The sequence below is a fragment of the Streptomyces sp. PL-25 genome (assembly GCF_058344915.1).
Map to the genome: position 1 here is coordinate 6,917,665 of NZ_CP136997.1, position 24,357 is coordinate 6,942,021.

A 24,357-nucleotide genomic window follows, 5' to 3' on the forward strand; every position below is an offset into this window, starting at 1 on the left:
ACCGGTCCGCCGGAGCCCCGGCGGTGCGCCCGCTCGTGTCAGATACGGCGCACGGTGTGCAGGGACGTGGCGTACGTGCCCGTCCCGTCCAGCAGCGAGGCGCCGCCGAGGTCGGACATGGTGGGCCCGTTCACCGTCTTGCGGCTGGACAGGAAGCGGCGCCCGCCGGTGGCGTCCGTGCCCAGGTGGATGCCGACGTGGTCGACCGTCACGATCTGCCGGTCGGGGTCGTCGTCGCCCGAGTCGGCGTCGAACAGCACGAGGTCGCCGGGCTGGAGCCGGTCCGCCGCCGGTGGCGCGGTGCCGTCGGTGCGGTCGACGAGCACACCGGGCGTGTGGTCGGCCATGTCACGGGACGTGCGCGGTATCCGCTCCCCGGAGGTGTCCGCGCCCGCGGCCATCGGTACGCCCATGTGGTAGCCGTAGACCATGCGCGTGTAGCCCGAGCAGTCCAGGTTTCCGGCCTGCTTGCCCGACGGGCCGGTGCGGGCGCCGTCGGGGAAGGTCCAGCCGATGCCCATGTACTCGTGGAAGTCGGCGCCCTCGTAGCGGTAGCCGTGCGGGTCGAGATAGCCGTAACCGGCCTCGCCCAGCACCTGCCTGCCCTGCGCGGGGCCGTCCCCGGCGGTGACCGCGGGCGCCCCGGCGAGGAACATCGCGGCGTGGGCGAGCACGTCGGGCGCGGTGGATCCGGCCCAGCCGCGCACGGTCCGCTCCAGCTCCGCCGTCCAGGTGCCGTCGAAGGGCTCGGGCAGCACCCGCACCCAGTCGCCGTGGGTGACGCTCGGCGGGGCGGCCCAGTTCGCCGCGTCCACCTGGAAGCGGCTCACCAGCAGCCTGACCGGGAGGACGGTGCAGCCCCTGTCGGCCAGCGCGCGCAGCCCCACCCGGCCCTTGCCGAACGTGCCGTCGGTGACGTCCACGGCCCACGCGGACGGCTCCGCCGTGTCGCCGCGCCACGCCTTGGCCCTGATCCGCGTGCCCTCGCGGCGCACCCGGATCGTCCACTCGGCGCCGACGGGGTCGGCGGTGGCCAGCGCGACGGGGGAGGCGAGCTGGGTGACCGTGTCGGCGACCTCCTTCTCCAGGCGCAGCTGCACCGCGCCCGTGGTCAGGAAGGACAGCCGGGCCCGGTAGTTGTTGTGGGTGTCCTGGTAGCCGAAGGACAGCGCGTACGAACAGGCCGCGCCGGCGGGCGCCTTGTCGAAGCGTGCCACGGAGCGCACGTCGACGTCGGTGATCTCGTCGTCGCGCAGGCTGGCGTGGCGGCTGGCGTAGTCGGTGGTCAACGCGATCACGCCGGTGCCTGGCCGCACCGAGTAGTCCGTGGCGGCGGGGCCGAGCGTGGACCAGCTGCCGCCGCCCGGCGAGGCCCCCCAGTACTTCCGCTGCGCGGCCGGCAGCGTGGTGTCCGGCAGGGTGCGGCCGAAGTCGTCGGTGAAGGGCCGCTTGTTCTCCGTGAACGTCCTGCGCGGGCCCGCCACCAGGACGGTTCGGGCGCCGTGGGTGAGCAGCGCGACCCGGCTGCCGCCCGAGGTGACCTCGGTGCGGGCGGGGGTGCCGGGGAGCACCGTGGCGGTGAGCGGCGCGGTCAGGGCGACCTGGCTGAAGTAGGAGGCGTCCAGGGGCGGCAGGGTCACCGCGGAGCGGGCGGCGCCCGCTCCGGGCAGCGGATCCACGGTGGCGCCGGACGCGGCGGCACCGGCGCCCGGGGCACCCGCGCCGTCGGCCGTGGTCGCGGCGCGCGCCGGGGCGGCGGTCGCGGTGCCGAGCGGGACGGCCGCGGCGGAGGCGGCGATTGCGGCGAGCAGGCCGCGACGGGACGTGTGTGTCATGCACACCATGATCCCGTACGTCCGCCGCGCCCCGCCCGGCCGGAGGTCCCCGGCTCCGGGCGGCGGCGGGAGCGCTGCCCGGACGCTCAGTCCCGCCCGCCGTCCTCCTCCGTGCCGCCGGGCCGGACGCGTTCGAGGGCGCGGGCCAGATACGGCGCCGTGGCGCTGCCCCGCGCCCGCGCCACCTCCGCCGGGGTCCCCGCCGCCACGATCCGGCCGCCCGCGTCCCCGCCGCCGGGCCCCATGTCCACCACATGGTCGGCGTCCGCGACGACGGACATGTCGTGCTCGACGACGACCACCGTGTGCCCGGCGTCGACCAGACCGTGCAACTGCCGCATCAGGACCTCGACATCGGCCGGGTGCAGCCCCGTCGTCGGCTCGTCCAGGAGATAGAGGGTGTGGCCCCGGCGGCCGCGCTGGAGTTCGCTCGCGAGCTTGATGCGCTGGGCCTCGCCGCCCGACAGCTCGGTGGCGGGCTGGCCCAGACGCAGATAGCCGAGCCCCACGTCGAGCAGCGTGTCCAGGCTGCGCGCGGCGGCCGGGACGTCGGCGAAGAACTCCGCCGCGCTCTCCACCGTCAGGTCCAGCACCTCAGCGATGCTGCGCCCCCGGTACGTCACGCGCAGCGTCCCGGGGTTGTAGCGGGCGCCGCCGCAGTCCGGGCAGGGGGCGTACGTACTGGGCAGGAAGAGCAGTTCCACGCTCACGAACCCCTCGCCCTGGCAGGTCTCGCACCGGCCCCCGGCCACGTTGAACGAGAACCGGCCCACGCCGTAGCCGAGTTCGCGTGCCGCGTCGGTGTCCGCGAACACCTTGCGCACGACGTCGAACAGCCCGGTGTAGGTGGCCAGGTTGGAGCGCGGGGTGCGCCCGATCGGGCGCTGGTCCACCGACACCAGCCGCCCCACGCCCGGCAGTTCCTCGGTGATCTCACCGATCAGCGTGGACTTGCCGGACCCGGAGACCCCCGTGACCGCGGTGAAGGCGCCCAGCGGGAAACGGGCCGTCACCCCGCGCAGGTTGTGCCGGGTGACCGGGCCGACCGTCACCTCCCCGCGCGGCTGCCGCGCCGGGCGCGCGGGCGCGGCGGCGCGGCCGAACAGGAACCGCGCCGTGGCCGACCCGGGCACCCGCGCCAGCCCCTCCACCGGCCCGCTGTGCAGCACCCGGCCCCCGTGCTCCCCGGCCAGCGGGCCGACGTCCACCACCCAGTCCGCCGCGCGCACCACGTCCATGTGGTGCTCCACCACGAACAGGGAGTTCCCCGCGTCCCTGAGCCGCCGCAACACCGTGAGCAGGGCCTCGGTGTCGGCCGGGTGCAGCCCGGCCGACGGCTCGTCCAGGACGTACACCACCCCGAACAGGCCCGACCGCAACTGCGTGGCAAGCCGCAGGCGCTGGAGTTCGCCCGTCGACAGGGTGGGCGTGGACCGGTCCAGGGAGAGGTAGCCGAGGCCCAGTTCGACGATCGGCGCGATCCGCGAGCGCAGGTCGCCGGTCAGGACCCGGGCGGCCTCGGTGGCCCCGTCGGGCAGGCCGGCCAGCTCGGTCAGCGGCAGCGCCGCCAGTTCGGCGATGGTACGGCCCGCGACGGTGACGGCCAGTGCCTCGGGCCGCAGCCTGCCCCCGCCGCACAGCGGGCAGGGCGCGGAGGCCAGGAACCGCTCGGCCTTCGCGCGCAGCGCCGGGCTCTTCGACTCGGCGAACGTCTTCATCACATACCGGCGGGCGCTCATGTACGTGCCCTGATAAGGCCGTTGGATGCGGTCCGCGTCCCGCACCGGGTGCACCGTCACCACCGGCTGCTCGTCCGTGAACAGGATCCACGCGCGCCGCTCGGCGGGCAGTTCGCGCCAGGGCAGGTCCACGTCGACGCCGAGCGCGGCGAGGATGTCCCGCAGGTTCTTGCCCTGCCAGGCGCCCGGCCAGGCGGCGATCGCGCCCTCGCGCACCGAGAGCGAGGGGTCGGGGACGAGCAGTTCCTCGGTCGTCCGGTGCACCCGCCCGAGGCCGTGGCACTCCGGGCAGGCCCCGGCCGCCGTGTTCGGCGAGAAGGCGTCCGAGTCGAGGCGCTCGGCGCCCGGCGGGTAGTCACCGGCCCGGGAGAACAGCATCCGCAGCGAGTTGGACAGGTTCGTCAGGGTGCCCACCGAGGACCGGGAGGTCGGCGCCGCCCGCCGCTGCTGGAGCGAGACGGCCGGCGGCAGCCCGCTGATCTCCCCGACCTTCGGCGCCCCCACCTGGTGGATCAGCCGGCGCGCGTACGGCGCCACCGACTCGAAGTAGCGCCGCTGCGCCTCCGCGTAGACCGTGCCGAACGCCAGCGACGACTTCCCCGAGCCCGACACCCCCGTGAACACGGCCAGCGCGTCCCGCGGCACATCGACGTCGACCCCGCGGAGATTGTGCTCGCGGGCCCCGCGGACACGGACGTACTGGTCGTGAGGGGTCGGCATGGCACGGCTCCAGACAGAGAGGGACGACGGCGGGCAAACCACAGGATCCTACGTAAAAACCCCAGAGTCGCCCCATCGGGCGTCGGTCCTGTCGGCGCACCGCCGTCACCAGGGCGAACGTCCGGACCGCGGCCCTGGCCGCATGCCCGTCCGTGCGGACCTCTAATATCATTCCGCGTTCTCCGACGGACGCCGACGCCCACCTCGTCGTGCCCGCCGTGCGACGCCCGACACGACACGACGACGCCCGTCGCCCGGCGACGGAGTCGAGCACCGAGAGGAACGTCCATGCGCGCCCGGACCATCGTCGCGGCCACCGCGACGGCACTGGCGGCGGTCGCCGCCCGTGACCTCGTCCAGAAGAAGCACGCACTGCTCCGCAACTTCCCGGTGGTCGGCCACGCCCGGTACCTGCTGGAGACGATCGGGCCGGAGCTGCGGCAGTACATCGTGACCTCCAACGACGAGGAGCGCCCCTTCAGCCGCGACCAGCGCACCTGGATCTACGCGTCGTCGAAGGAGGAGAACAACTACTTCGGGTTCGGCACCGACAACGACGTGGAACACATGCAGGGCCACGCGTACCTGAAGCAGCGCACGTTCGCCGGGCCGCTGCCCGACCTGCACGACCCGCAGTCGGCGCTGCCCTCGGCCAAGGTGCTGGGCGGCCCGCGCGGGCGCGCCAGGGCGTTCCGGCCGGCGAGCGTGGTGAACATCTCGGCGATGAGTTTCGGCTCGCTCTCCGGTGCGGCGATCACGGCGCTGAACGAAGGGGCGGCGCTCGCGGGCGCGATGCACAACACGGGCGAGGGCGGCCTGTCGCCGTACCACCGCAGGGGCGGCGATCTCGTCCTGCAGATCGGCACCGCCTACTTCGGCTGCCGCGACGAGGACGGCACCTTCAACCTCGACAAGCTCAAGCAGGTGGTCGCGAGCGCCCCGGTCAAGGCCATCGAGATCAAGCTCTCCCAGGGCGCCAAGCCCGGTCTCGGCGGGATGCTGCCGGGCGCGAAGGTGACCCCGGAGATCGCCGAGATCCGCGGCATCCCGGTCGGCAGGGACTGCGCCTCCCCGTCGCGGCACACCGCCTTCGGCGACGTCGACTCGATGCTCGACTTCGTCGAACTGATCGCCGCCGAGACCGGGCTGCCGGTCGGCGTCAAGAGCGCGGTGGGCGAACTGGGCTTCTGGGAGGAACTGGCCGCGCTGATGGCGCGCGGTGACCGCGGTGTCGACTTCGTGACCGTCGACGGCGGCGAGGGCGGCACCGGGGCGGCGCCGCTGACCTTCGCCGACTCGGTGTCGCTGCCCTTCCGCATGGGCTTCTCCCGGGTCTACGGCACCTTCGCGGAGCAGGGACTGACCGACGACCTGACCTTCATCGGGTCCGGCAAACTCGGCCTGCCCGAGAACGCCGCGGTCGCCTTCGCCCTGGGCGTCGACATGGTCAACGTGGCCCGTGAGGCGATGCTGTCGATCGGCTGCATCCAGGCGCAGAAGTGCCACACCGACAAGTGCCCCACCGGCATCGCCACCCAGAACCCGTGGCTGGCCCGCGGCATCGACCCCGCCTCCAAGGCCAACCGGGCCGGTGTCTACCTGCGCCAGCTGCGCAAGGAACTGATGAAGCTCTCGTCGGCCGTCGGTGTCGCCCACCCGGCACTCATCACCCCCGGCGACATCGAGATCCTGAACGGCGACTACGAGGCCCGCACGCTGGCCGGTGTCTACGGCTACAAGGACGGCTGGGGCGAGCTGGGCCCGCGTCTCGCCGACGAGATCACCGCACTGCTGGCCACCGGCCCGGCCGCCGGGCAGGAGCCGATCGTCTGACGGCCCGTCAGGAGATGGCGGCTCGTCAGAAGATGGCGGTCAGTCAGCCAGGAGATGGCGGCCCATCAGGGGATGACGGGCCGTCAGGGGGTGGCGGACCGGACTCCGGGGCGCGCCGCCGCCCCGTCACGGCCGGTGAAGATCTCCGCCAGCCGCCGGTAGGAGCCGACCAGCGCCGTCCGGTCGTACGAGCTGGTGGTGACCAGCACCTCCTGGGCGGCCGTCTCCCGCAGCACCGCCTCCAGCGCGTCCGCGACCTGGTCGGCGGTCCCGGCGAGCTGGCCGGACAGACCGGACTCGTAGAGGCCGCGCTCCTTCGCGGTCATCGGCAGGGCGTCGACGTGCTCGGCCGGGGCCAGCGGCGGGAAGGTGCCGCGGGTGCGCGCGTGGGCCATGGCCCATGCCTCGGACATGAGCAGACGGCGGGCCTCCACCTCGGTGCCGGCCACCGCGACCGTGCCCGAGATCACGACGTACGGCTCGGCCGCCCACGGCGAGGGACGGAAGGCCGACCGGTAGCGCTCGACGCCGCGCAGCATCTTCTCGCGGTCGCGCAGATCACCGACGACCATGGGCAGGCCCGCGCGGGCGGCGATCACCGCGCCCTCGCCCATGGCCAGCACGAACGGCGGCACCCGCAGCCCCTCGGCGGGCCGGGCGTGCGCCCCGGTCGGCGAGGTGCCCTCGAACCAGCCGAGCAGCTCGGCGAGCTGCGCCGCGAAGTCCTCCGCGTCGCCCTTGCCGTGGCCCAGGGCGCGGCGTACGCCGTCGGTGAAGCCCACCGAGCGGCCCAGGCCCATGTCGATGCGCCCGGGGAACAGCGACTCCAGCACCCCGAACTGCTCGGCCACGACCAGCGGGCGGTGGTTGGGCAGCATCACCCCGCCCGTGCCCACGCGGACGGTGCGCGTCGCGGCGGCCACGGCGGCGGCCAGCACGGTCGGCGCCGACCCGGCGACCCCGGGCACGCCGTGGTGCTCCGACACCCAGAACCGGTGGTAGCCGAGCCGCTCCGCCTCCCGCGCCAGGGAGACGGTGTCCCGCAGCGCCTCGCCGGCCGGGCGGCCCTCGCGGGTTCGGGAGCGGTCGAGGACGGAGAAGCGGGTGGCCGCGATCAGAGAACTCACATCGCTTTCAACGCGCCGTGGCGTCCGGGATTCCCGCTCGCGCCCCCGCGTCCCGGATCCCCGCTCAGCCGGGCCCGGCGCCGGGCTCCGGGCCCCAGTACTCCGGTCCGACCCCGCGCCACTCGATGAGCGGGGAGACCGTCACCTCCACGGGGTCGACGTCGAGCCCGGCGCGGCGCAGGAACTCGGCGACGTCCGCGGTGTCGTAGGCGAGACCGAGGATCTCGCCGTTCACACGGACCCGGCGCCCGCCGGTGGGGGAGGGCGGGTACACGGTCACGGGCAGCGCTCCGGGCATGTACCCAGCATCGGACGTGGTGCCGCGCCCCGCATCCGGACGGGCCCGTCCGGTCCGTCTAGGGTGGACGCGTGACGGACAGCAGCAAGCGGCCCCTCGCGGTGTTCGACCTGGACAACACCCTCGCCGACACGGCGCACCGGCAGCGCTTCCTGGAGCGCAGGCCGCGCGACTGGGACGCGTTCTTCGCCGCCGCGCCCCAGGACCCGCCGCTCGCCGAGGGGGTGCGGCTGGCCCGCGACAGCGCGCGGGAGTGCGAGGTCGTCTACCTCACCGGGCGGCCCGAGCGCTGCCGCCGGGACACGCTCGACTGGCTGGAGGCGCACGGACTGCCGGCCGGGCGGATCCACCTGCGGCGCGACGCCGATCGCAGGCCCGCCCGCGCCACCAAGCTGGACGTCCTGCGCCGGCTCGCCCGCGACCGGGAGATCCGGGTGCTCGTGGACGACGACGAACTGGTGTGCCTGGACGCCGAACGGGCGGGGTTCCGGGTGCTGCGCGCCCGCTGGACGGCCCCGTCGGCCGACCTGGCGGACGCGCAGGAGCGGGAGGGGCGCACCTGAGACCCGGCGGCCCGTCGCACGCGGCCGGTGGGAGCTGTCCTCAGCCGGCGTCCTCGATGCGGAAACCGAGCTTCAGACCCACCTGGTAGTGCTCGATCCGCCCGTTCTCGATCTGGCCCCTGACCTGCGTCACCTCGAACCAGTCCAGATTGCGCACGGTCTGCGAGGCGCGGGCGACGGCGTTGCGGACGGCGTCGTCGACGCCCTGGTGCGAACTGCCGACGATCTCGGTGACCCGGTACACATGGTCGCTCATGGCGGGGTTGCTCCTCTCGCGGGCGGCGCCGACGGCGCCGGACGACGGGGTCGTCGCGGTGGGTGACACCTCGTGAGGCATGTGTCACCCGTCACTCCACGGTGCCGCATACGGGGCTCACGCGCGAGATGTGCGGATTGTGACCGGACGGACACTTGACCTCCGTATTGGTCCATACCAAAATCCCAGCACGCCCGTACGAGCCCGCTGCTCGACCCCCACATCGGGACCTTCCCTGTGCACCTGACAGAACTGGAACCCGCTCGTGAGACGTCGACTCCTCGCCCTCGTCTGTGTGTCCGCCGCGCTGGTCAGCGCCTGCGGACCACTGTCCGGCGGTACGGGCGGACGGCAGACCGTCACCGTCTGGCTCATGAAGGACAGCGCCTCGCAGGACTTCCTGCACCGCTTCACTGAGGACTTCGAGCACACCCACAAGGACCTCCGCCTCGACATCCGCATCCAGGAATGGACCGGCATCGGCCCCAAGGTCCAGGAAGCCCTCTCCGGCGGCGCGAAGGACGGACCCGACGTCATCGAGGTCGGCAACACCCAGGTCGCCCAGTACGTCGAGGGCGGCCGGCTGACCAACCTGACACTGGAGTCCATGCGGGACTGGGGCATGCAGGACTGGGTGCCGGGCCTGGCCGAGCCGGGGCAGGACAACTCCGCCCAGTACGGCATCCCCTGGTACGCCGCCAACCGGGTCGTCGTCTACCGCAAGGACCTGTTCGAGGAGGCCGGCATCGACAGCCCGCCGCGCACCCGGGACGAGTGGCTGAGCGCCACCGAGAAGCTCGACAAGGGCGGCAACCAGGGCATCTACCTGGCCGGCCAGGACTGGTACACGCTCTCCGGCTTCATCTGGGACGAGGGCGGCGAGCTGGCCAAGGAGAACGCCAACCTCTGGCAGGGCGCCCTGGACAGCCGGGCCGCCCTGCGCGGCATGGACTTCTACCGGCGGCTCCAGGCGCTGGGCGAAGGACCGGTCGGTGCCGACGAGGAACACCCCCCGCAGGCCGGTGTGTTCGCCAAGGGCAAGGTGGCGCAGATCGTGGCCGTGCCGGGCGTCGCCCAGGCCATCGTGCAGAAGAACCCCGCGCTCAAGGACAAGCTGGGCTTCTTCCCGGTCCCGGGGAAGTCGGCCGACCGGCCCGGCTCCGTGTTCACCGGCGGCTCCGACCTCATCGTGCCGCGCAACACCGGCGACCGCGACGCCGCCGTCGCGGTGGTCGCCGCCCTCACCGGCGCCAAGTGGGACACCGAACTGGCCCGCACGATGAACTACGTCCCCAACAAGACGACGCTCGCCTCCGCGGTCGCCGGTGAACCGGGTGTCGCGGCCATGGCGGCCGGTGCCGCGCACGGCCGCGCCACCCCCAGCACGGCGCAGTGGGCCGCCGTCGAGGCCGACAACCCGATCAAGCAGTACATGACCAAGGTGCTCAACGGCGCCGACCCGAAGACCGAGGCACGCCACGCCTCACAGCGCATCACCGAACAACTGAAGCCGAGCCTGGGCTGACGAGGGCCCGGGGGCCGGGCCGGTGGCCCGGCCCGGACGCGGGCCGACCGCACCCGCCGCCGCACCGGCGGCCGGGCCCCGGACCGGTGGCCCAGCCCGCGTCCGGGCTGGGAGACACGGCCGCCCGGCCCGGACGGCTTCCCGGCCGCTGAGGCCGGCCGCCTCGCGCGGACCGCGCACCTCCCGGACCTCCCGGCTCCTGTCACCCGGCTGTTCCCCGGCCGCGCCCCGTCCGGGCCGTCCGTTCAGGCCGACGGCTCGCCCCGAGGCGACGGGCGCCCCCGCGCCGCACGCACCGAGCCGCGGCGCCGCTCAGCGCGCCACGCTCAGCGACAGCGCGAAGCGGCCCTCGTCGTCCGTCCACCACCGGACCAGGTCCAGTCCGGCGGCGTCCAGTTCCGCGGTGACGCCCTCGCGGCGGAACTTCGCCGAGACCTCGGTGCGCAGCTCCTCGCCCGCGGCGAAGTCGACGGCGAGGTCGAGGGCGGGCACCTTCACGGTCTGCGCCGTGCGGGAGCGCAGCCGCATCTCGATCCACTCGTCGTCCGGGTTCCACAGGGCCACGTGGTCGAAGGCGTCCGGGTCGAAGTCGGCGCCTAGTTCGCGGTCGACGACGGCCAGGACGTTCTTGTTGAACGCGGCGGTCACCCCGGCGTCGTCGTCGTACGCCCGCACCAGGACCCGCTCGTCCTTGACCAGGTCCGTGCCGAGCAGCAGCGCGTCGCCGGGGGAGAGCAGGGCGCGTACCCCGGCGAGGAACGCCGCGCGTTCGGCGGGCAGCAGATTGCCGATGGTGCCGCCGAGGAACGCCAGCAGCCTGGGGCCCGGTGTGCCGGGCAGGGTGAGTCCGGCGGTGAAGTCGGCGAGCAGGGCGTGCACGGTCAGGCCGGGGCGTTCGGCGGTGAGCGCCTGCCCGGCCTGGCGCAGCGCGCTCTCGCTCACGTCGACGGGGACGTAACTGTGCAGAGAGGGCAGGGCGTCCAGCAGATGGCGGGTCTTCTCCGAGGAGCCGGAGCCCAGTTCGATCAGGGTGCGGGCGGGCAGGACCGCGGCGATCTCGGCCGCCCGGCCCGCCAGGATCTCCCGCTCGGCCCGGGTCGGGTAGTACTCGGGGAGCCGGGTGATCTGCTCGAACAGGTCGCTGCCGTGCGCGTCGTAGAACCACTTGGGCGGCAGCGCCTTCGGGTCGCTGGTCAGGCCGTGGCGGACGTCGGCGCGCAGCGCGGCGGCCATGGCGTCCTCGGGCAGGGTGCGGGTGAGGTGGAACGGGCTCACGTGCGGGGCTCCTCTGCGGGTGCGGACGCCGGATCCCCGGCGGGATCCTTGCGGCTGAGGTCCTTCAGCGGGGTCAGCAGGACGTCCTGGCGGGTCGCGGTGAGCAGGGTGCGGTCGGGCACCCGGTGCCAGCGCGGATCGTCGTCGTACGGCTCGGAGGCGACCGCCACCGCGCGGCGGCCCTGGTCGGCGAGGAACCACAGGGTGTCGCCCCAGGCGGTCGCCGTGACCGTACGTCCGTCGGTGAGCAGCAGGTTGAGCCGGGAGCCGGGGGCCGCCGCCGCGACCTCCAGCACGGTGTCGGCGAGCGCCTGGGGAGCGGTGTCCCCGGCCCGCAGCCGGGCCAGCACCAGCGCCCACAGCAGCGCGGAGTCGCTGCGCGCCTGAAGGCTCAGCAGGTCCTCGGCGGGCAGGGTACGGGCGGTCGCCGCGAGGGAGCCCGGCCAGCCGGTCACGGCGCCGTTGTGGCTGAACAGCCAGCGGTCGGCGGCGAACGGCGCCGCCGCGGCCTCCGCGTCCGCGCCCGCCATGGTCGCGTCCCGCACCGCGGCGAGCAGCGCACCGGAGCGCACCACCCGGGCCAGATCGGCGAAGGACAGGTCGGCCCAGATCGGTCCGGCCCGGCGGTAGCGGGCGGGCACGGGGTCGCCGGCGGCGTACCAGCCGACCCCGAAGCCGTCGGCGTTGACCGTGCCGTACCGCTGCTGCCGGGGCGCCCACGACTGGCGGTACAGGCTGTGCGGCGGCTCCGTCAGGAGCCGGCCCAGCGGCTCGTCGGGCCCGAGGAAGGCCAGGTGGCGGCACATCAGAGCGCTCCGGGAGCGGCGGAGCGGGCGGTGCGGAACCCGGCGAAGATCTGCCGCCTGACCGGATAGTCCCAGTTGCGGAACGTGCCCCGGCAGGCCACCGCGTCCACGGCGAACGAGCCGCCGCGCAGCACCTTGTACTCCGGGCCGAAGAACACCTCCGAGTACTCCTTGTACGGGAACGCGGCGAACCCGGGGTAGGGCAGGAAGTCGCTCGCCGTCCACTCCCACACGTCGCCGATGAGCTGCCGTACGCCCAGCGGGGAGGCGCCGGCCGGATAGCTGCCCGCCGGGGCCGGACGCAGGTGCCGCTGGCCCAGGTTGGCGTGCTCGGGCGCCGGATCCGCGTCGCCCCACGGATAGCGGGCCGAGCGGCCGGTCGCCGGGTCGTGCCGGGCCGCCTTCTCCCACTCGGTCTCGGTGGGCAGCCGCCGCCCGGCCCAGCGGGCGTAGGCGTCGGCCTCGTACCAGGAGACGTGCAGCACCGGCTCGTCGGGCGGTACGGCCTCGGTGGTGCCGAAGTGCCGCCGCAGCCACTGCCCGGCGTCGTGGCGCCAGAACAGCGGCGCGGTGATGCCGTGCCGCCGGATGTGGCTCCAGCCGTCCGGCGCCCACCAGCGCGGGTCCTCGTACCCGCCGTCGTCGAGGAACGCCCGGTAGGCGGCGTTGGTCACCGGGGTGGTGTCGATCCAGAACGGCGCCACCTCCCGTACGTGCGCGGGCCGTTCGTTGTCCAGCGCCCACGGCTCGGTGGAGGTGCCCATGGTGAACGGGCCGCCGGGAACCAGGACTTCGGCGGGCCCGGTGAACGGCGGGACCGGATCGGGGTCGGGCGCGGTCAGCGCCCGCGGCCCCGAGCGGAGCTGATGGGTGATCAGCATCGTCTCGTCGTGCTGCTGTTCATGCTGCGCGACCATGCCGAAGGCGAAGCCCGCCTCGGTCAGCCGGGAGCCGTGCAGCGCGGTGGACTCCAGCACGTCCAGCACCCGCGAGCGCACCTCCGACGCGTAGGCGCGCGCCTCGGCGGGCGCGAGCAGCGGCAGCGAGGGGCGTTCGGAGCGCGGGTGCTCGAAGGCGTCGTAGAGGCTGTCGATCTCGGGGCGCATCGCCTCCCGGCCGCCGACCGCGCGCAGCAGCCACAGCTCCTCCTGGTTGCCGATGTGCGCGAGGTCCCACACCAGCGGGGACATCAGCGGCGAGTGCTGGGCGGTCAGGTCGGGCTCCTCCACACAGCTGGTCAGCAGCGTGGTGCGGTCCCGGGCGGTGCGCAGGGAGGCCAGCGCACGGGCGCGCAGCGCCTCGCTGTCGGTCTCTGCGCCGGTCGCCGGGCCGGTCGCGGTGTCGAGCGCGGGGTCGGTCATGTGCGGCTGTCCTTCCCGTGGGCGCGGCGGTGCTCACCGGCGCCCGCTCGGTCGAGCAGATCCTCGGCGGGGCAGCGGCCCGCGCGGACGTAGCGGTCCAGATACGCGGCGACGGCGCCGGTGACGTCGGCGGTGGCGCCGAGCCGGGGCAGGGCCGCGAGCGCGGCCTCGAAGCAGGTGACGGCCGCCTCGTGCAGCTCCGGGTCGGCCAGCGCGGTGCGGGCCGCCGCCGTCCAGAGCGGATTGTGCGGCGCGGGCCGCGTACCGGCCCGCTCGGCGAGCGGTTTCACGGCCCGGTACGCGGTCTCCGCGGCCTCCGGGTCGTCGAAGAGCGCCGCCGTCACCGCGAGCGGCACGATCCACCCGTCGTCGCCGGGCTGCGCGTCGATCATGCGCAGTTCCAGATGGCCGCGCGGGCGGACCGGCGGGAACAGCGTGGTCAGGTGGTAGTCGAGATCCTCCCGGGTCGGCGGTCTCGGCAGGCCGGAGCGTATCCAGTCCCGGAAGGTCACGTCCTCGGGCACGTGCCACGGCCCGTCGGAGCGCCGTACGCACATCACCGGTGCGTCCAGGACGTGCCGGGCCCAGGTGGTGCGAGGCGTGCCGTCCAGCGGGGGAGCGCCCGCCCGGCCCGGACCGATCTCGGTCCACAGCAACTGCCGGGTGGAGAGCCAGCCGGTGGGCCGCCGGCCGATCAGCGGGGAGTTGGCGAAGACGGCCACCAGGACGGCGCCCAGATGGTGGGCGAGCCACCAGCGCCGCACATGGCCGAGCGGGCCCGGCTCCTCGTGCCCCGCGTCCACGCTCACCTGCACGGAGGCGGAGGTGCACATCATGTGCCGGCCGGCCGGGCCGCCCCGGTCCAGGCAGGTCTCCAGGGCGTCGTAGCGCGGCTCGCGCAGGAACCTGCGCGGGGTGTGCCAGGGATCGTGGCCGAGCCCGACCAGGCACAGGCCGTCGTCGGCCAGTACGGCGCGGACGCGGTCGAGGTCGGCGGAGACGGTGCGGACGCACTCCGTCAGGGAGGCGGCGGGCGGCGAGCTGAGTTCCAGCTGTCCGCCGGGCTCGACGGTGAGCGCCGACCCCAGGGGCACGGTCCGCAGGGCGGCGTAGGCCGCTTCGAGACGTTCGGGTGTGACGGGGAGCCGCGGCGCGCGCAGCTCGTGGACGAGCCATTCCACTTCGACGCCGAGGGTGCGGGGCGGTCCGGTCTTGAAGCAGATGCCACTGACCAGAGCCTCGACCTCGGCCTCGGTGACGGCTGTACGGGGCTCCGTACAGCCACTTGCCGAATCGGACATGTCGGGATCCTCCTGAGATTCCACCATGCCACCGGCCCGGGACGGGTGGTCCGGGACGGAGACGCACCGTCCCACCCAAAACCCTGCGACCGATTCGCACAAGGGTGCAGAACGGGACAATCGTGCCCCGGAATCTCCGTTTCCGCGATGTTTCCCGCGGCGTCACGCCGCGACCGCGGCCCGTCGGCGGTGCCGGGGAGGCGCTCGGGCGGCCCGGCGCCGGACGGGTGCCGAGTGCCCTCTCGCGGCGTCGCGGTGGCGGAAACTCCGTTGCGCGGAGGTCCCGGCGTCGCCCACGATGCGTGCATGAGGGCAACGGGGGGCGCCGCGCCGGGCGCGGTCATGGCGTGCACGGGGGTGACGCCATGAGCGCGCGTCTGCGCGGTGTCGCGCAGCAGACCGAGCAGATCGTCATGGCCGGTTCCTATCGCCGCGCCGACGGGCTCCCGGTCCCGCTGGCGGCGGACATCGAGGCCGCCCGCGCCGGCACACGTGTGTACGGCCCCGAGCCGGTGCCCGTGCCCGCCTGGACACCGGTCGCGACGACCGTCGAGGTCACGGGCGAGAGCAGCCTGGCCGCCGCCCGGCGCCTCGCCGGCCCGGTGGCCGTGCTGAACTTCGCCTCGGCGCGCAATCCCGGCGGCGGCTACCTCAACGGCGCGCAGGCCCAGGAGGAGGCCCTGTGCCGCGCCTCCGCGCTGCACACGTGTCTGCTCGGGGCCAGGAGGTTCTACGAGCACCACCGGGCGCACCGGGATCCGTTCTACTCCGACCGGGTGATCCACTCACCGGCCGTGCCCGTCTTCCGCGACGACCGCGGACGGCTGCTGGACGAACCCTTCACCGCCGGTTTCCTGACCGCGGCCGCGCCGAACGCCGGAGTGGTCCTGCGGGACGCACCCGAGCGCGCCGCCCTGCTGCCGAAGGCCCTGGCCGTCCGCGCCGGACGCGTACTGGAGACCGCCGCCGCGCACGGCTACCGGCGGCTGGTCCTCGGCGCCTGGGGGTGCGGGGTGTTCCGCAACGACCCCGCGCAGGTGGCGGCCGCCTTCCGGGCCCTGCTGGCGCCCGGCGGACAGTTCGCGGACGCCTTCGAGCACGTGGTGTTCGGCGTCCTGGACCGCACACCGGGGACCGTCGTGCGCGAGGCGTTCGCACGGACGTTCGCCTGACCGGAGGGTCCGCCCCCGCGCGGGACGCGGGGCGCCGTCCCCGGGGTCAGCTCCAGCCGTACCGCTCGCGCAGCCGCCGCACCACCGTGTCGAACCGCGCCCGGTCCAGTGCGCACGCCTCCCGCCGCATGCCGTCCTCGTGCAGCCGCAGCACCCGGTCGACGGCGACCCAGGAGTCGCGCCCGGTGCGGTCCCACGGCCCGTTCCCGATCGCCACCCACTCGCGCTCGCCGTCGTGCGCCTTGCTGGACAACTGCACCGCGAGGAGCGTCCCCGCCGCCTCCCGGGCCACCACGAGCACCGGACGGTCCTTGCCCCGCCCGTCGTTCTCCTCGAAGGGGACCCAGGTCCAGACGATCTCCCCGGGGTCGGGATCGCCGTCGTGCGCGGGCGCGTACTCGGTGCGCACCCGGCCGACCTCGCGCGGGTCGGCCTCCGTGGTGGCGGCGGCGCCGTGGCGGCCGGGGACATCGTCGCGGGGGCCGCCGGTCTCGTCGGTCTCATGGGTGAAAGCAGTCACGCGGGCACCCTAGTGGGGCCGCGGGACGCGTCCCCCACCGGCCGCCGGAAGGCGCCGCGGACCTCGCGGGCGCGCGCGGCGGACGAAGGCCGAGGAGGCCGGGGAGTTCGGGGTGGTGTCGCTGACGGATCGTCAGGAGACGTCAGGAGTTGTCCCGGTGCGACCGAATCCGCATCCCGGGACGGCGCCCGTGCACGGTGAGGTAGACGAGGCCGTCCGGCCCCGCGCCGATGCTGCGCGTGGAGCCGTGCGGCAGCCAGACCGTCGCGCCCTCGGCCAGCGCGAGGGGCTCGTCCCGCTGGCCCGCGCCGAGGGTCCCCGCGCCGGAGACCACGTACACCAGGACGTCCAGGTCCGGTTCGGCGTGCGGGGCGACGCGCCCGCCCGGCGCGAGCCGTACGAGGTTGGCGTCGAGCTGGCGGCCGCTCTCCGCCAGTTTCCACAGCACCCCGGCCGGCACCGGAGGGTCCCCGGCCAGCGTCCGGGCGTCGCACAGGAGGCTCGGCTGCGGCTCCCCGGCTCCGTCCGGACCGGCGTCCCGCGCGGCGGACGACACCATGGCGCACCCCTCTTCCTTGTGTCTGCGGCACATCGCCTACGATTATTCCATGTCGGACTCGTGAAAAATCACCGCAGGTGGAAAGGGGTGACCGGCGTGGCTGCGACCCAGGGAAACCCGCGGCGGCGTGACGTGCTGGACGTGCTGCGTTCGGCAGCCGGTCCGCTGGGTGTCGCGGAGACCGCCGAGCGGACCGGCGTGCACCCCAACACGGTCCGGTTCCACCTCGACGCACTGGTGGCCGAAGGGCGCGTCGAACGGCGCACGGAGGAGCCCCGGCGCGCGGGCCGCCGCCCCGGACCCGGCCGCCCCCGCACGGTGTACGCCCCCCGGCCGGGCATGGACCGCGCCGGTGTCCGCGGGTACCACCTGCTGGCCCGGATGCTGCTCGCCGAGCTGGCCTCCCGCGGCCCCGGCGCCCGGGACGCCGCCGTGCGCACGGGCCGCGCCTGGGGCCGCTCCCTCGCGCAGCCGCCATCGCGGTCGCAGCCGCAGGCCGTTCCCCGGGCGGAATCACTGCCACTGCCCCTGCCGACGCCGACGCCGACGCCGTCCGGTCCGTCGCCCACCGCCGCCGAGTCGGCGGACCGGCTGGTCGCGCTGCTCGGTGACCTCGGGTTCGACCCGGTGTCCGAGGGCGGCGGCGGGGACGGGCCGCCGCGACGGATCCGGCTGCGGCACTGCCCGTTCCTCGAACTGGCCGAGGAGTACGGGGAATTGGTGTGCCCGCTCCATCTCGGCCTGATGCAGGGCGCGTTGGCGGAGCTGGGCGCGCCGCTCACCGCGAGCGGTCTGGAGCCGTTCGCCACCGCGGAATCCTGCCTGGCTCACCTGGCCGCCGCTCCGGCCGGAGCGGCGGCCGCCGAATGACGTGTGCCGATGACGTGTGCCGACGACGTGCGTCGAGTGGTGTGCGTCGAGTGACGTGCGCCGAATGATGCGAACAGGCCCGGATCCGGACCGGGATCCTGGCGGGAAGAGGCTGTCCGCTCCTGCTCGGGCGGCGAGCCGACCACGGCCCGTGCCCCGGGCGGAAAGGCGACACCTTCATGGCCTCCACGTCGGCCGCCACGGCGAGCGCGGTCACCTTCGTCTGGCTCGGCATGGTGCTGGGCATCTCCTTCCTGGAGGCGCCCCTGAAGTTCCGCGCCCCCGGAGTGACGATCCCCGTCGGCCTGGGCATCGGCCGCCTGGTCTTCCGGGCGCTGAACCTGGTGGAGGCCGTCGCGGCGGCCGTGGTGATCGCCGCGGTCGCCGCGGGCGGCGCCCCCGCGCCGGTGATCGCGCTGACCGCGGCCGTCGCGGTGCTCCTCCTGGTGCAACTGCTCCTCGTCCGGCCCCGGTTGAACCGCAGATCCGACCGCGTCCTGTCCGGTGACGAGCCGGTGGACGGCCCGCGCTCGCACGACCACCTGGTCTATGTGGCCCTGGAGATCGTCAAGGTGGCCGTCCTGATCGCCCTGGGGATCACGCTGCTGACGGCGTGAGGGGCGCGGCGCCCGGACGCCTCGGGCGGCGCGGGAGCCTCACCCGGCCCGCCGGTCCGGCGCCAGCAGCCTGCGCAGCCAGTCCAGCCGGGCCGCCTGCGCCGCGCCGGACAGGGCCGCGTGCGGGGCGAGGGCGTCGAAGCCGTGGCAGCCGCCGGGCCACACATGGAGTTCCGCGACACCGCCGGCCCGCCAGATGCCTGAGGCGTAGGCCACGACCTCGTCGCGGAAGGTCTCCGCCGAGCCGACGTCCAGGAAGGCCGGGGGCAGCCCGGACAGGTCCGTCGCGCGGGCGGGCGCGGCGTACGGCGGTACCCCGGGACCGCCCCGCCGGTCACCGAGCAGGGCGGTCCAGGCGGTCTCGTTGGCCGTGCGGTCCCAGAGGCCGACCCCCGTCATCTGGTGCGCGGACGGCGTGTCGTTGCGGTCGTCGAGCATCGGGGACAGCAGCAGTTGCCCGTACGGACGCGGCCCCCGGCGGTCGCGCAGCAGCAGCGCGAGCGCCGCCGCGAGCCCGCCGCCCGCGCTCGCGCCGACGAGGACGATCCGCTCCGGGTCGCCGCCCAGTTCCCCGGCCCGCTCCGCCGTCCACCGCAGCCCGGCGTACACGTCCTCGACCGGTGCGGGGTGCGGGTGTTCCGGCGCCAGCCGGTACTCCACCGACACCACGACCGCGCCCAGCTCCCGTGCCCACTCCAGGACCGTCGGCAGACCGGCCCGGTTGTTCCCGGCGACCAGGCCGCCGCCGTGCACGTGGTAGAGGACGGGCCGGGCGGCGCGGGCCGCGGGCGCCGCCTTCGCGGTGGGGCGGCAGACGAGCAGAGAGACCCCGGGCGCCCCCGGTGGACCCGGGACGGTCCGGTCCGCGGTCCCGAAGGCGCCGTCCAGGGTCAGGTCCGGGCCGCCCGCCGGATCCAGGGCCAGGGCCGCGGCGCGCCGGGCGCTCTCGATGTCCCGCGGGGCGAACCCGGGCCGTGCCAGGTCCCCGGCCTCCTCCAGCGCGGCGGCCAGCTCCGGATCGAACGGCGGCGGTACGGACCCGGTGGCGGCACTGCTCATGGCGTCTCCTCGGGGCTCCGGACGGCGGAGCCGGTGCTCGGTGCGGTGCGCGGCGGGGTACGACCCGGCCGCTGGATACCCGCGTACCCGCATACCCGCACGACGGCCGGGCAGCGCGAGACGGCGGAGCGAAGCGGCCGGGCGCCGGGAGACCGGGAGCCGGGAGGGCGGGCGCGACGCGAAGGGGCCGGATCCGTGACAGGGCATGTCACGGATCCGGCCCCTCGCCGGTGGTTCAGCAGCCTCAGACGGCGACGGTCTCGTCGGCGTGGCCGCGCAGACGGGCGACGACCTCGGTCAGCTGTGCGGCGACCTCGGTGTCGTCGGCCGGGTGGATCTCGGTGAAGCGGGTCACGGAGCCCGGGATGGACAGCTTGATGTCCTCGATCACCTTGCCGCCGGCGATGCCCACGGCCTTGCGGGTGTCGTCGTGCGCCCACACGCCGCCGTACTGGCCGAGCGCGGTGCCGACGACGGCGACGGGCTTGCCGCCGAAGGCGCCGGCGCCGTACGGGCGGGACAGCCAGTCGATGGCGTTCTTCAGCACGGCCGGGATGGTGCCGTTGTACTCGGGCGAGAAGAGCAGGAAGGCGTCGGCGGCCTGGGCCGCCTCGCGCAGCTTGGCGGCGGCGGCCGGGACGCTGCCCTCGGCGTCGATGTCCTCGTTGTAGAACGGGACGTCGCCCAGGCCCTCGAAGACCTGGACCTCGGCGCCCTCGGGCGCGAGCTTCGCCGCAGCCTCGGCGAGCTGGCGGTTGTGCGAGCCGGCGCGCAGGCTGCCGACGAGCGCGAGGATGCGAACAGACATGGGGGACTCCAAGGGGGTGAAACACTGCCGTTACGATCCGGACCGAGGTCCGTTTAATTTTCTACCAGGTTAACCGGACCGCGGTCCAGTTTTCTTCCCCATGCTTTACGCTGTCTTCATGTCCAGCGCTCTGCCGCCCTTCCCCACGCCTCAAGAGCCCCACGGCAAACCGGTGTTGCTGGAGCTGGGCACCGGTTCGGACGAGCCCTGCCTGCGGGCCGACGCGGCGCGCAACCGCGCCCGGCTGCTGGACGCGGCGGCCCGGCTGGTCGCCGAGCACGGCGCCGCCGGGGTCACCATGGAGGCGGTGGCCGCCGCCGCCCAGGTGGGCAAGGGCACGGTCTTCCGCCGCTTCGGCGACCGCACCGGACTGCTGACGGCGCTCCTGGACCACTCCGAGAAGAAGTTCCAGGCGGCCTTCCTGAGCGGTCCCGCGCCCCTCGGACCGGGCGCGCCGCCGGTGGAGCGGCTGCGGGCCTTCGGCTGCGCCGCGCTGCGCCGCGCCGCCGACGACCTGGAACTCCAACTGGCCGCCGAGGCGTGCCCCGACCGCAGGCATCTGGTCCCGGCCCACCGGGTGCGGTACGGCCATGTCGTGATGCTGCTGCGCCACGCGGTCCCCGAGGCGGACGCCGAACTGCTCGCCCACACGCTGATGGGCTCTCTCGAACCGGCGCTCATCTTCCATCTGACCCGGCAGCGCCAGATGCCGATGGAACGCCTCCAGACCGGCTGGTACGACCTGGTCACCCGGCTGACCGCCTCGGCGCCCCCGGCTGCCTGACCGGCGCCTTTTCCCGGCGTCTCCCGGCCCGTTCAGCCGTGGGACGCGAACATCTCCAGCAGCGCGTCCGGGGCGTCCTCGCCGAACAGCAGGGCCGCGCCGCGGGCCGACTCGGCCGCCGCCGACTCGCTGCGCGGGAACAGCCGCTCCTCGTACGCCCGCAGCGCCGCCTCGGTGTCGTCCGGCCGCGCGGCGAGAAATCCGGCCAGTTCGGCGCCGTCGAGCATGGCCAGATTCGCGCCCTCGCCCGCGAACGGCGACATCAGGTGCGCGGCGTCGCCCAGCAGCGTCACGCCGGGCACCCGGTCCCAGCGGTGGCCGACCGGCAGGGCGTGGATCCGGCGCGGGACCAGCGCGCCGTCGGCGTCCGCGACCAGGGACCGCAGGCTCTTGTCCCAGTCGGCGAAGCGGTCGAGGACCCGCTCCTTGGCGGTGTCCGTGTCGGTGAAGTCGATCCCGTCCAGCCAGTCCTCCGGCGCCACGGCGGCCGCGTAGACATGCAGGTCGCCGTGCGTCTCGCGGTGCGCGAGGAAGCCCCGGCCCGCGCCGAGCGCGAAGAAGAACCCGCCGCCCACCACCTCGGCGGCCACCGGATGGCGCGCGTCGGCCTCCCGCAGGTCCGCCTCGACGAACGACACGCCCGTGTAGGCGGGCCGCGCGGCGGAGACCAGCGGGCGGATCCGCGACCAGGCGCCGTCGGCGCCGACCAGCAGATCCGTGGTGAACACGGTGCCGTCGGCGAGCGCCACCTCGTGCCGGCCGCCGCCCAGCCCGCGCGCCCCGGTGACCTTCGCGCCCCAGCGCACGGCTGCCTCGGGCAGCGAGCCGAGCAGCAGGTCGCGCAGGTCGCCCCGGTCGATCTCGGGCCGGCCGCCGGTGCCGTCGTCGGGCTCGTCCATCCGGACGGTCCCGTGCCGGTCGAGCACCCGTGTGGCCTGGCCGCCCGGCAGGACCAGTTCGCTGAACCGCGCGTGCAGCCCGGCCGCGCGCAGCGCCGCCTGCCCCGAGTCCTCGTGGATGTCGAGCATGCCGCCCTGGGTGCGTGCGGCGGGGGAGGCGTCCAGGTCGAAGACGGCCGCCTCGATCCCGTGCACATGCAGGACGCGGGCGAGTGTGAGGCCGCCGAGCCCGGCGCCGATCACGGCGATGGGGTGGTGCGGGACGGGAGTGTGGGACATGGGTGTCTCCGGATAAAGGGGGATGGTGCGGGTACGGGTGCGGCGAGGGCGCGGATGGGGTGGGCGCAGGCGTGAGGGGTCAGTCGGTGCCCGGGACCGGGGTGTGCGCGATGCCGCTGATGACGGCCCGGAGGCCCCAGGCCAGGCGCTCCTCGGGCGCCCCGGACAGCAGCGGGCCCGCGAGCGCGGCGATGTGCGGGTGGGTGGTGTCGCGGGCGCCGTGCAGGGCGCGGGTGAGCGCGTCCCAGTCGGCGTCGGGGCGGGGGTCGGCACCGGTGTCGGCGTCCCGCTGCCCTGCGGCCGTCGCGCCGCGCGCGGAGTGCTCGGCGGCCGTCGCCGTTGCGTGCTGGAGCAGCAGGTCCACGCCCCACGCCGCCCGCTCGGGCGGGACACCGCCCTCGTCGAGCAGGGCGAGCAGCGTCTCGATGAGATTCAGGTAGTGCGGGCCGCTGGGCCGGGCGGTGAGCGCGGAGCGGGCGAGGCTCGGATGGGCGTGCAGCATCCGGACGTACGCCGTGAGCACCCCCTCCAGCCGCGCGCGCCAGTCGCCCTCCTCGGGCGCGGGCGCCGCGCCGACCGTGCCCAGCAGCTCGTCCAGGACGGCCGCGTGCAGCTCGGCGGTGTTGCGCACGTACACGTACAGCGAGGCCGGGCCGGTGTCGAGTTCCTGGGCCAGGCGCCGCATGGTTACCTTCGCCAAGCCCTCGGCGCGCAGCACGGCGACCGCCGCGGCGACGATGCCCTCCCGGGTCAGGGCGGGCTTGGCGGGGCGGTCGCGGCGGCTGCGGGGGGTGTCGGGGCGTGCGGTCATGCCTGCACCGTAACGAACATGTTCGCTCCGAACAAGTTCGTGACGAACGTGTTCGGGCTGCTCGTGCTCGTACGGCGCATCACCGGCGTACGACGCATCACCCGCGTACGACGCGTCACCTGCGTACGGCGAATCGTTTCGGCGTCGATCGCGCCGCCCGCGAGGCGTCCCCCGTCGGCCACCGGGCCGTCGCGCACCCGGCCGGGATGCTTCCCCCGCGCGCTCAACTCCCTTGCGCTTCTGCCAAGATGCGGTACGTCATGGTGCAGATACCCAAGGCCGCCGCGCCCTCGTCGACGACACCCCCACTGCCGCACTCCGTCCCCACGAGTGCCGATGTGGCCCGTCTCGCGGGTGTCTCGCGCGCGACCGTCTCCTACGTCCTGAACAACACCAGCGCCGTGCGGATCAGCGAGCCCACCCGCCGCCGGGTCCGCGCCGCCGCCGAGGAACTGGGCTATGTGCCCCACGCCGCCGCGCGCAGCCTGCGCGCCGGGCACAGCCGTATCGTCCTGATGCCCACGCCCGCCGTCCCGATGGGGCCGCTGTACCACGGGTTCATCGACGAGCTCCAGTGGGCGCTGGGCCGCCTCGACTACACCGTCGTGCAGCACGGCAGCGTCGGTCTGCGCGGTGAGGAGGCCGCCCGCGCCTGGGCCGAACTGCGCCCGGTCGCCGTCCTGGTGCCCGGCACCGGCATCGGTCCCGAGGGGGTCGCGGTGCTGCGGCGCTCCGGGGCGCGGGCCGTCGTCACCATCGGACCCGAGGCCGTCGAGGGGGCGCACGCCGTGCTCCTGGACCACCACAGCGTCGGCCGCCGCGCCGGAGCCCATCTGTACGCCCGCGGCCGTCGCCGGATCGGCGTGGTCGTCCCCGAGGAACGCGGGCTCGGGGTGTTCTCCCGGCCCCGCCTGGAAGGCGTACGGCGCGCCCTGAGCGGGACCGACGGGACCGTCACCGAGCTTCCCCTCGGCTACGACGAGGAGTCGGCGGCCCGGCTCGCCGCCCGCTGGCGCGCGCTCGGCCTGGACGCGGTGTTCGCCTACAACGACGAGTACGCCATGCTCCTGATGCGCGCCCTCCAGGACGTGGGCCTGCGCGTGCCCGAGGAGACGGCCGTGGTGGGCGCCGACGACCTGATGCTCGGCAGACTGCTGCGGCCCCGGCTGAGCACGGTGCACATCGAGCTGCCCGCGGGCCGCGACCTCGCCGAGCTGGTCGACCGCGCCGTACGCGACCCCGGCGGTGCACCGGAGCGGCGCACGGTGCGGGGCGCCACCGTGGTGCACCGCGAATCCAGCTGACCGGGCCCGGACACGGCGGCGGGGCCCGTCCCACCA

Annotated in this window: 23 protein-coding genes; 8 read left to right on the forward strand and 15 right to left on the reverse strand. The window is 74.7% G+C overall.

The features are described from left to right. Window positions 1–38: 38 nt before the first annotated feature. Both R4Z62_RS30530 and R4Z62_RS30535 read right to left on the reverse strand, forming a co-directional pair. On the reverse strand, window positions 39–1,835 hold the full coding sequence (locus tag R4Z62_RS30530; RefSeq protein WP_385489050.1) for an NlpC/P60 family protein: 1,797 nt from the start codon (window positions 1,833–1,835) through the stop codon (window positions 39–41). 86 nt (window positions 1,836–1,921) lie between these two features. Next, window positions 1,922–4,294: an ATP-binding cassette domain-containing protein gene (locus tag R4Z62_RS30535; RefSeq protein WP_491521479.1), complete on the reverse strand. Its 2,373-nt coding sequence runs from the start codon at window positions 4,292–4,294 to the stop codon at window positions 1,922–1,924. Between the two features lie 288 nt (window positions 4,295–4,582). Between R4Z62_RS30535 and R4Z62_RS30540 the strand changes: the two genes are divergently transcribed. Next, window positions 4,583–6,127 (forward strand): FMN-binding glutamate synthase family protein, encoded by a 1,545-nt coding sequence (locus R4Z62_RS30540; RefSeq protein WP_491521480.1) that lies wholly within the window; start codon window positions 4,583–4,585, stop codon window positions 6,125–6,127. Window positions 6,128–6,210: 83 nt separating this feature from the next. Here R4Z62_RS30540 and R4Z62_RS30545 read toward each other — a convergent pair whose 3' ends face one another. Further along, window positions 6,211–7,254: an MsnO8 family LLM class oxidoreductase gene (locus tag R4Z62_RS30545; protein WP_382852199.1), complete on the reverse strand. Its 1,044-nt coding sequence runs from the start codon at window positions 7,252–7,254 to the stop codon at window positions 6,211–6,213. Between the two features lie 64 nt (window positions 7,255–7,318). Next, window positions 7,319–7,552 (reverse strand): hypothetical protein, encoded by a 234-nt coding sequence (locus tag R4Z62_RS30550; RefSeq protein ID WP_064536578.1) that lies wholly within the window; start codon window positions 7,550–7,552, stop codon window positions 7,319–7,321. 71 nt (window positions 7,553–7,623) lie between these two features. Here R4Z62_RS30550 and R4Z62_RS30555 point away from each other — a divergent pair, with 71 nt between their 5' ends. Beyond that, window positions 7,624–8,115, forward strand: a complete 492-nt coding sequence (locus R4Z62_RS30555) for a phosphatase domain-containing protein (protein WP_491521481.1) — start codon at window positions 7,624–7,626, stop codon at window positions 8,113–8,115. A 40-nt stretch (window positions 8,116–8,155) separates the two neighbouring features. On the opposite strand, the gene R4Z62_RS30560 is transcribed toward R4Z62_RS30555, so the two are convergent. Further along, entirely contained in the window at window positions 8,156–8,371 is a 216-nt protein-coding gene (locus tag R4Z62_RS30560; RefSeq protein WP_026252576.1) for a dodecin, read from the reverse strand. Window positions 8,372–8,636: 265 nt separating this feature from the next. Between R4Z62_RS30560 and R4Z62_RS30565 the strand changes: the two genes are divergently transcribed. Then, window positions 8,637–9,896, forward strand: coding sequence for an extracellular solute-binding protein (locus tag R4Z62_RS30565; protein ID WP_491521482.1), 1,260 nt, complete (start codon window positions 8,637–8,639; stop codon window positions 9,894–9,896). 312 nt (window positions 9,897–10,208) lie between these two features. Here the strand turns inward: R4Z62_RS30565 and egtD are convergent, their stop codons facing one another. The 4 genes from egtD to egtA are packed head-to-tail and all read right to left on the reverse strand — an operon-like array spanning window position 10,209 to window position 14,639. Then, window positions 10,209–11,171, reverse strand: coding sequence for an L-histidine N(alpha)-methyltransferase (gene egtD / locus R4Z62_RS30570; protein WP_064536584.1), 963 nt, complete (start codon window positions 11,169–11,171; stop codon window positions 10,209–10,211). Further along, window positions 11,168–11,977 carry an ergothioneine biosynthesis protein EgtC gene (gene egtC, locus R4Z62_RS30575; RefSeq protein ID WP_491521483.1) on the reverse strand — a complete coding sequence of 270 codons (810 nt, stop codon included), beginning with the start codon at window positions 11,975–11,977 and terminating at the stop codon, window positions 11,168–11,170. The genes egtD and egtC overlap by 4 nt, the downstream gene beginning before the upstream one ends. Then, the gene (gene egtB / locus R4Z62_RS30580) at window positions 11,977–13,338 is read right to left on the reverse strand and encodes an ergothioneine biosynthesis protein EgtB (protein WP_355478444.1); all 1,362 of its coding nucleotides are present in this window, start codon (window positions 13,336–13,338) and stop codon (window positions 11,977–11,979) included. The genes egtC and egtB overlap by 1 nt, the downstream gene beginning before the upstream one ends. After that, window positions 13,335–14,639, reverse strand: coding sequence for an ergothioneine biosynthesis glutamate--cysteine ligase EgtA (egtA, locus tag R4Z62_RS30585; protein WP_491521484.1), 1,305 nt, complete (start codon window positions 14,637–14,639; stop codon window positions 13,335–13,337). The genes egtB and egtA overlap by 4 nt, the downstream gene beginning before the upstream one ends. 365 nt (window positions 14,640–15,004) lie before the next feature. Between egtA and R4Z62_RS30590 the strand changes: the two genes are divergently transcribed. Beyond that, on the forward strand, window positions 15,005–15,811 hold the full coding sequence (locus R4Z62_RS30590; RefSeq protein ID WP_491521485.1) for a TIGR02452 family protein: 807 nt from the start codon (window positions 15,005–15,007) through the stop codon (window positions 15,809–15,811). Between the two features lie 46 nt (window positions 15,812–15,857). Here R4Z62_RS30590 and R4Z62_RS30595 read toward each other — a convergent pair whose 3' ends face one another. Together R4Z62_RS30595 and R4Z62_RS30600 are read right to left on the reverse strand one after the other, a co-directional pair. Then, window positions 15,858–16,331 (reverse strand): type II toxin-antitoxin system PemK/MazF family toxin, encoded by a 474-nt coding sequence (locus R4Z62_RS30595; RefSeq protein ID WP_491521486.1) that lies wholly within the window; start codon window positions 16,329–16,331, stop codon window positions 15,858–15,860. Between the two features lie 142 nt (window positions 16,332–16,473). Continuing rightward, complete coding sequence (locus tag R4Z62_RS30600) at window positions 16,474–16,890, reverse strand: cupin domain-containing protein (protein ID WP_491521487.1); 417 nt, start codon at window positions 16,888–16,890, stop codon at window positions 16,474–16,476. Window positions 16,891–16,977: 87 nt separating this feature from the next. Here R4Z62_RS30600 and R4Z62_RS30605 point away from each other — a divergent pair, with 87 nt between their 5' ends. Both R4Z62_RS30605 and R4Z62_RS30610 read left to right on the forward strand, forming a co-directional pair. Beyond that, window positions 16,978–17,760, forward strand: a complete 783-nt coding sequence (locus R4Z62_RS30605; protein WP_491521488.1) for a helix-turn-helix transcriptional regulator — start codon at window positions 16,978–16,980, stop codon at window positions 17,758–17,760. 179 nt (window positions 17,761–17,939) lie between these two features. Further along, window positions 17,940–18,377, forward strand: a complete 438-nt coding sequence (locus R4Z62_RS30610; protein WP_491521489.1) for a hypothetical protein — start codon at window positions 17,940–17,942, stop codon at window positions 18,375–18,377. A 39-nt stretch (window positions 18,378–18,416) separates the two neighbouring features. Here R4Z62_RS30610 and R4Z62_RS30615 read toward each other — a convergent pair whose 3' ends face one another. Together R4Z62_RS30615 and R4Z62_RS30620 are read right to left on the reverse strand one after the other, a co-directional pair. Continuing rightward, on the reverse strand, window positions 18,417–19,436 hold the full coding sequence (locus tag R4Z62_RS30615; protein ID WP_491521490.1) for an alpha/beta hydrolase: 1,020 nt from the start codon (window positions 19,434–19,436) through the stop codon (window positions 18,417–18,419). Between the two features lie 244 nt (window positions 19,437–19,680). After that, window positions 19,681–20,244: an NAD(P)H-dependent oxidoreductase gene (locus R4Z62_RS30620; protein ID WP_018568086.1), complete on the reverse strand. Its 564-nt coding sequence runs from the start codon at window positions 20,242–20,244 to the stop codon at window positions 19,681–19,683. Between the two features lie 118 nt (window positions 20,245–20,362). On the opposite strand from R4Z62_RS30620, the gene R4Z62_RS30625 reads away from it, so the two are divergent. Continuing rightward, entirely contained in the window at window positions 20,363–21,028 is a 666-nt protein-coding gene (locus R4Z62_RS30625; protein ID WP_037873706.1) for a TetR/AcrR family transcriptional regulator, read from the forward strand. Between the two features lie 32 nt (window positions 21,029–21,060). Here the strand turns inward: R4Z62_RS30625 and R4Z62_RS30630 are convergent, their stop codons facing one another. Further along, window positions 21,061–22,206, reverse strand: a complete 1,146-nt coding sequence (locus R4Z62_RS30630) for an FAD-dependent oxidoreductase (protein ID WP_491521491.1) — start codon at window positions 22,204–22,206, stop codon at window positions 21,061–21,063. Between the two features lie 79 nt (window positions 22,207–22,285). Continuing rightward, entirely contained in the window at window positions 22,286–23,017 is a 732-nt protein-coding gene (locus R4Z62_RS30635) for a TetR/AcrR family transcriptional regulator (protein ID WP_491521492.1), read from the reverse strand. 260 nt (window positions 23,018–23,277) lie between these two features. Here R4Z62_RS30635 and R4Z62_RS30640 point away from each other — a divergent pair, with 260 nt between their 5' ends. Beyond that, complete coding sequence (locus tag R4Z62_RS30640; protein WP_491521493.1) at window positions 23,278–24,321, forward strand: LacI family DNA-binding transcriptional regulator; 1,044 nt, start codon at window positions 23,278–23,280, stop codon at window positions 24,319–24,321. The last annotated feature ends 36 nt before the right edge of the window (window positions 24,322–24,357 follow it).

What these genes read in the sequence shown, in the direction of transcription:
- egtB (WP_355478444.1), bottom strand. Translation starts at nt 13,338, where the DNA reads ATGACCGACCCCGCGCTCGACACCGCGACCGGCCCGGCGACCGGCGCA.
- R4Z62_RS30550 (WP_064536578.1), bottom strand. Translation starts at nt 7,552, where the DNA reads ATGCCCGGAGCGCTGCCCGTGACCGTGTACCCGCCCTCCCCCACCGGC.
- R4Z62_RS30560 (WP_026252576.1), bottom strand. Translation starts at nt 8,371, where the DNA reads ATGAGCGACCATGTGTACCGGGTCACCGAGATCGTCGGCAGTTCGCAC.
- R4Z62_RS30640 (WP_491521493.1), top strand. Translation starts at nt 23,278, where the DNA reads ATGGTGCAGATACCCAAGGCCGCCGCGCCCTCGTCGACGACACCCCCA.
- egtC (WP_491521483.1), bottom strand. Translation starts at nt 11,977, where the DNA reads ATGTGCCGCCACCTGGCCTTCCTCGGGCCCGACGAGCCGCTGGGCCGG.
- R4Z62_RS30630 (WP_491521491.1), bottom strand. Translation starts at nt 22,206, where the DNA reads ATGTCCCACACTCCCGTCCCGCACCACCCCATCGCCGTGATCGGCGCC.
- R4Z62_RS30625 (WP_037873706.1), top strand. Translation starts at nt 20,363, where the DNA reads ATGTCCAGCGCTCTGCCGCCCTTCCCCACGCCTCAAGAGCCCCACGGC.
- R4Z62_RS30540 (WP_491521480.1), top strand. Translation starts at nt 4,583, where the DNA reads ATGCGCGCCCGGACCATCGTCGCGGCCACCGCGACGGCACTGGCGGCG.
- egtA (WP_491521484.1), bottom strand. Translation starts at nt 14,639, where the DNA reads ATGTCCGATTCGGCAAGTGGCTGTACGGAGCCCCGTACAGCCGTCACC.
- R4Z62_RS30600 (WP_491521487.1), bottom strand. Translation starts at nt 16,890, where the DNA reads ATGGTGTCGTCCGCCGCGCGGGACGCCGGTCCGGACGGAGCCGGGGAG.
- R4Z62_RS30615 (WP_491521490.1), bottom strand. Translation starts at nt 19,436, where the DNA reads ATGAGCAGTGCCGCCACCGGGTCCGTACCGCCGCCGTTCGATCCGGAG.
- R4Z62_RS30620 (WP_018568086.1), bottom strand. Translation starts at nt 20,244, where the DNA reads ATGTCTGTTCGCATCCTCGCGCTCGTCGGCAGCCTGCGCGCCGGCTCG.
- R4Z62_RS30590 (WP_491521485.1), top strand. Translation starts at nt 15,005, where the DNA reads ATGAGCGCGCGTCTGCGCGGTGTCGCGCAGCAGACCGAGCAGATCGTC.
- R4Z62_RS30635 (WP_491521492.1), bottom strand. Translation starts at nt 23,017, where the DNA reads ATGACCGCACGCCCCGACACCCCCCGCAGCCGCCGCGACCGCCCCGCC.
- R4Z62_RS30535 (WP_491521479.1), bottom strand. Translation starts at nt 4,294, where the DNA reads ATGCCGACCCCTCACGACCAGTACGTCCGTGTCCGCGGGGCCCGCGAG.
- R4Z62_RS30530 (WP_385489050.1), bottom strand. Translation starts at nt 1,835, where the DNA reads ATGACACACACGTCCCGTCGCGGCCTGCTCGCCGCAATCGCCGCCTCC.
- R4Z62_RS30610 (WP_491521489.1), top strand. Translation starts at nt 17,940, where the DNA reads ATGGCCTCCACGTCGGCCGCCACGGCGAGCGCGGTCACCTTCGTCTGG.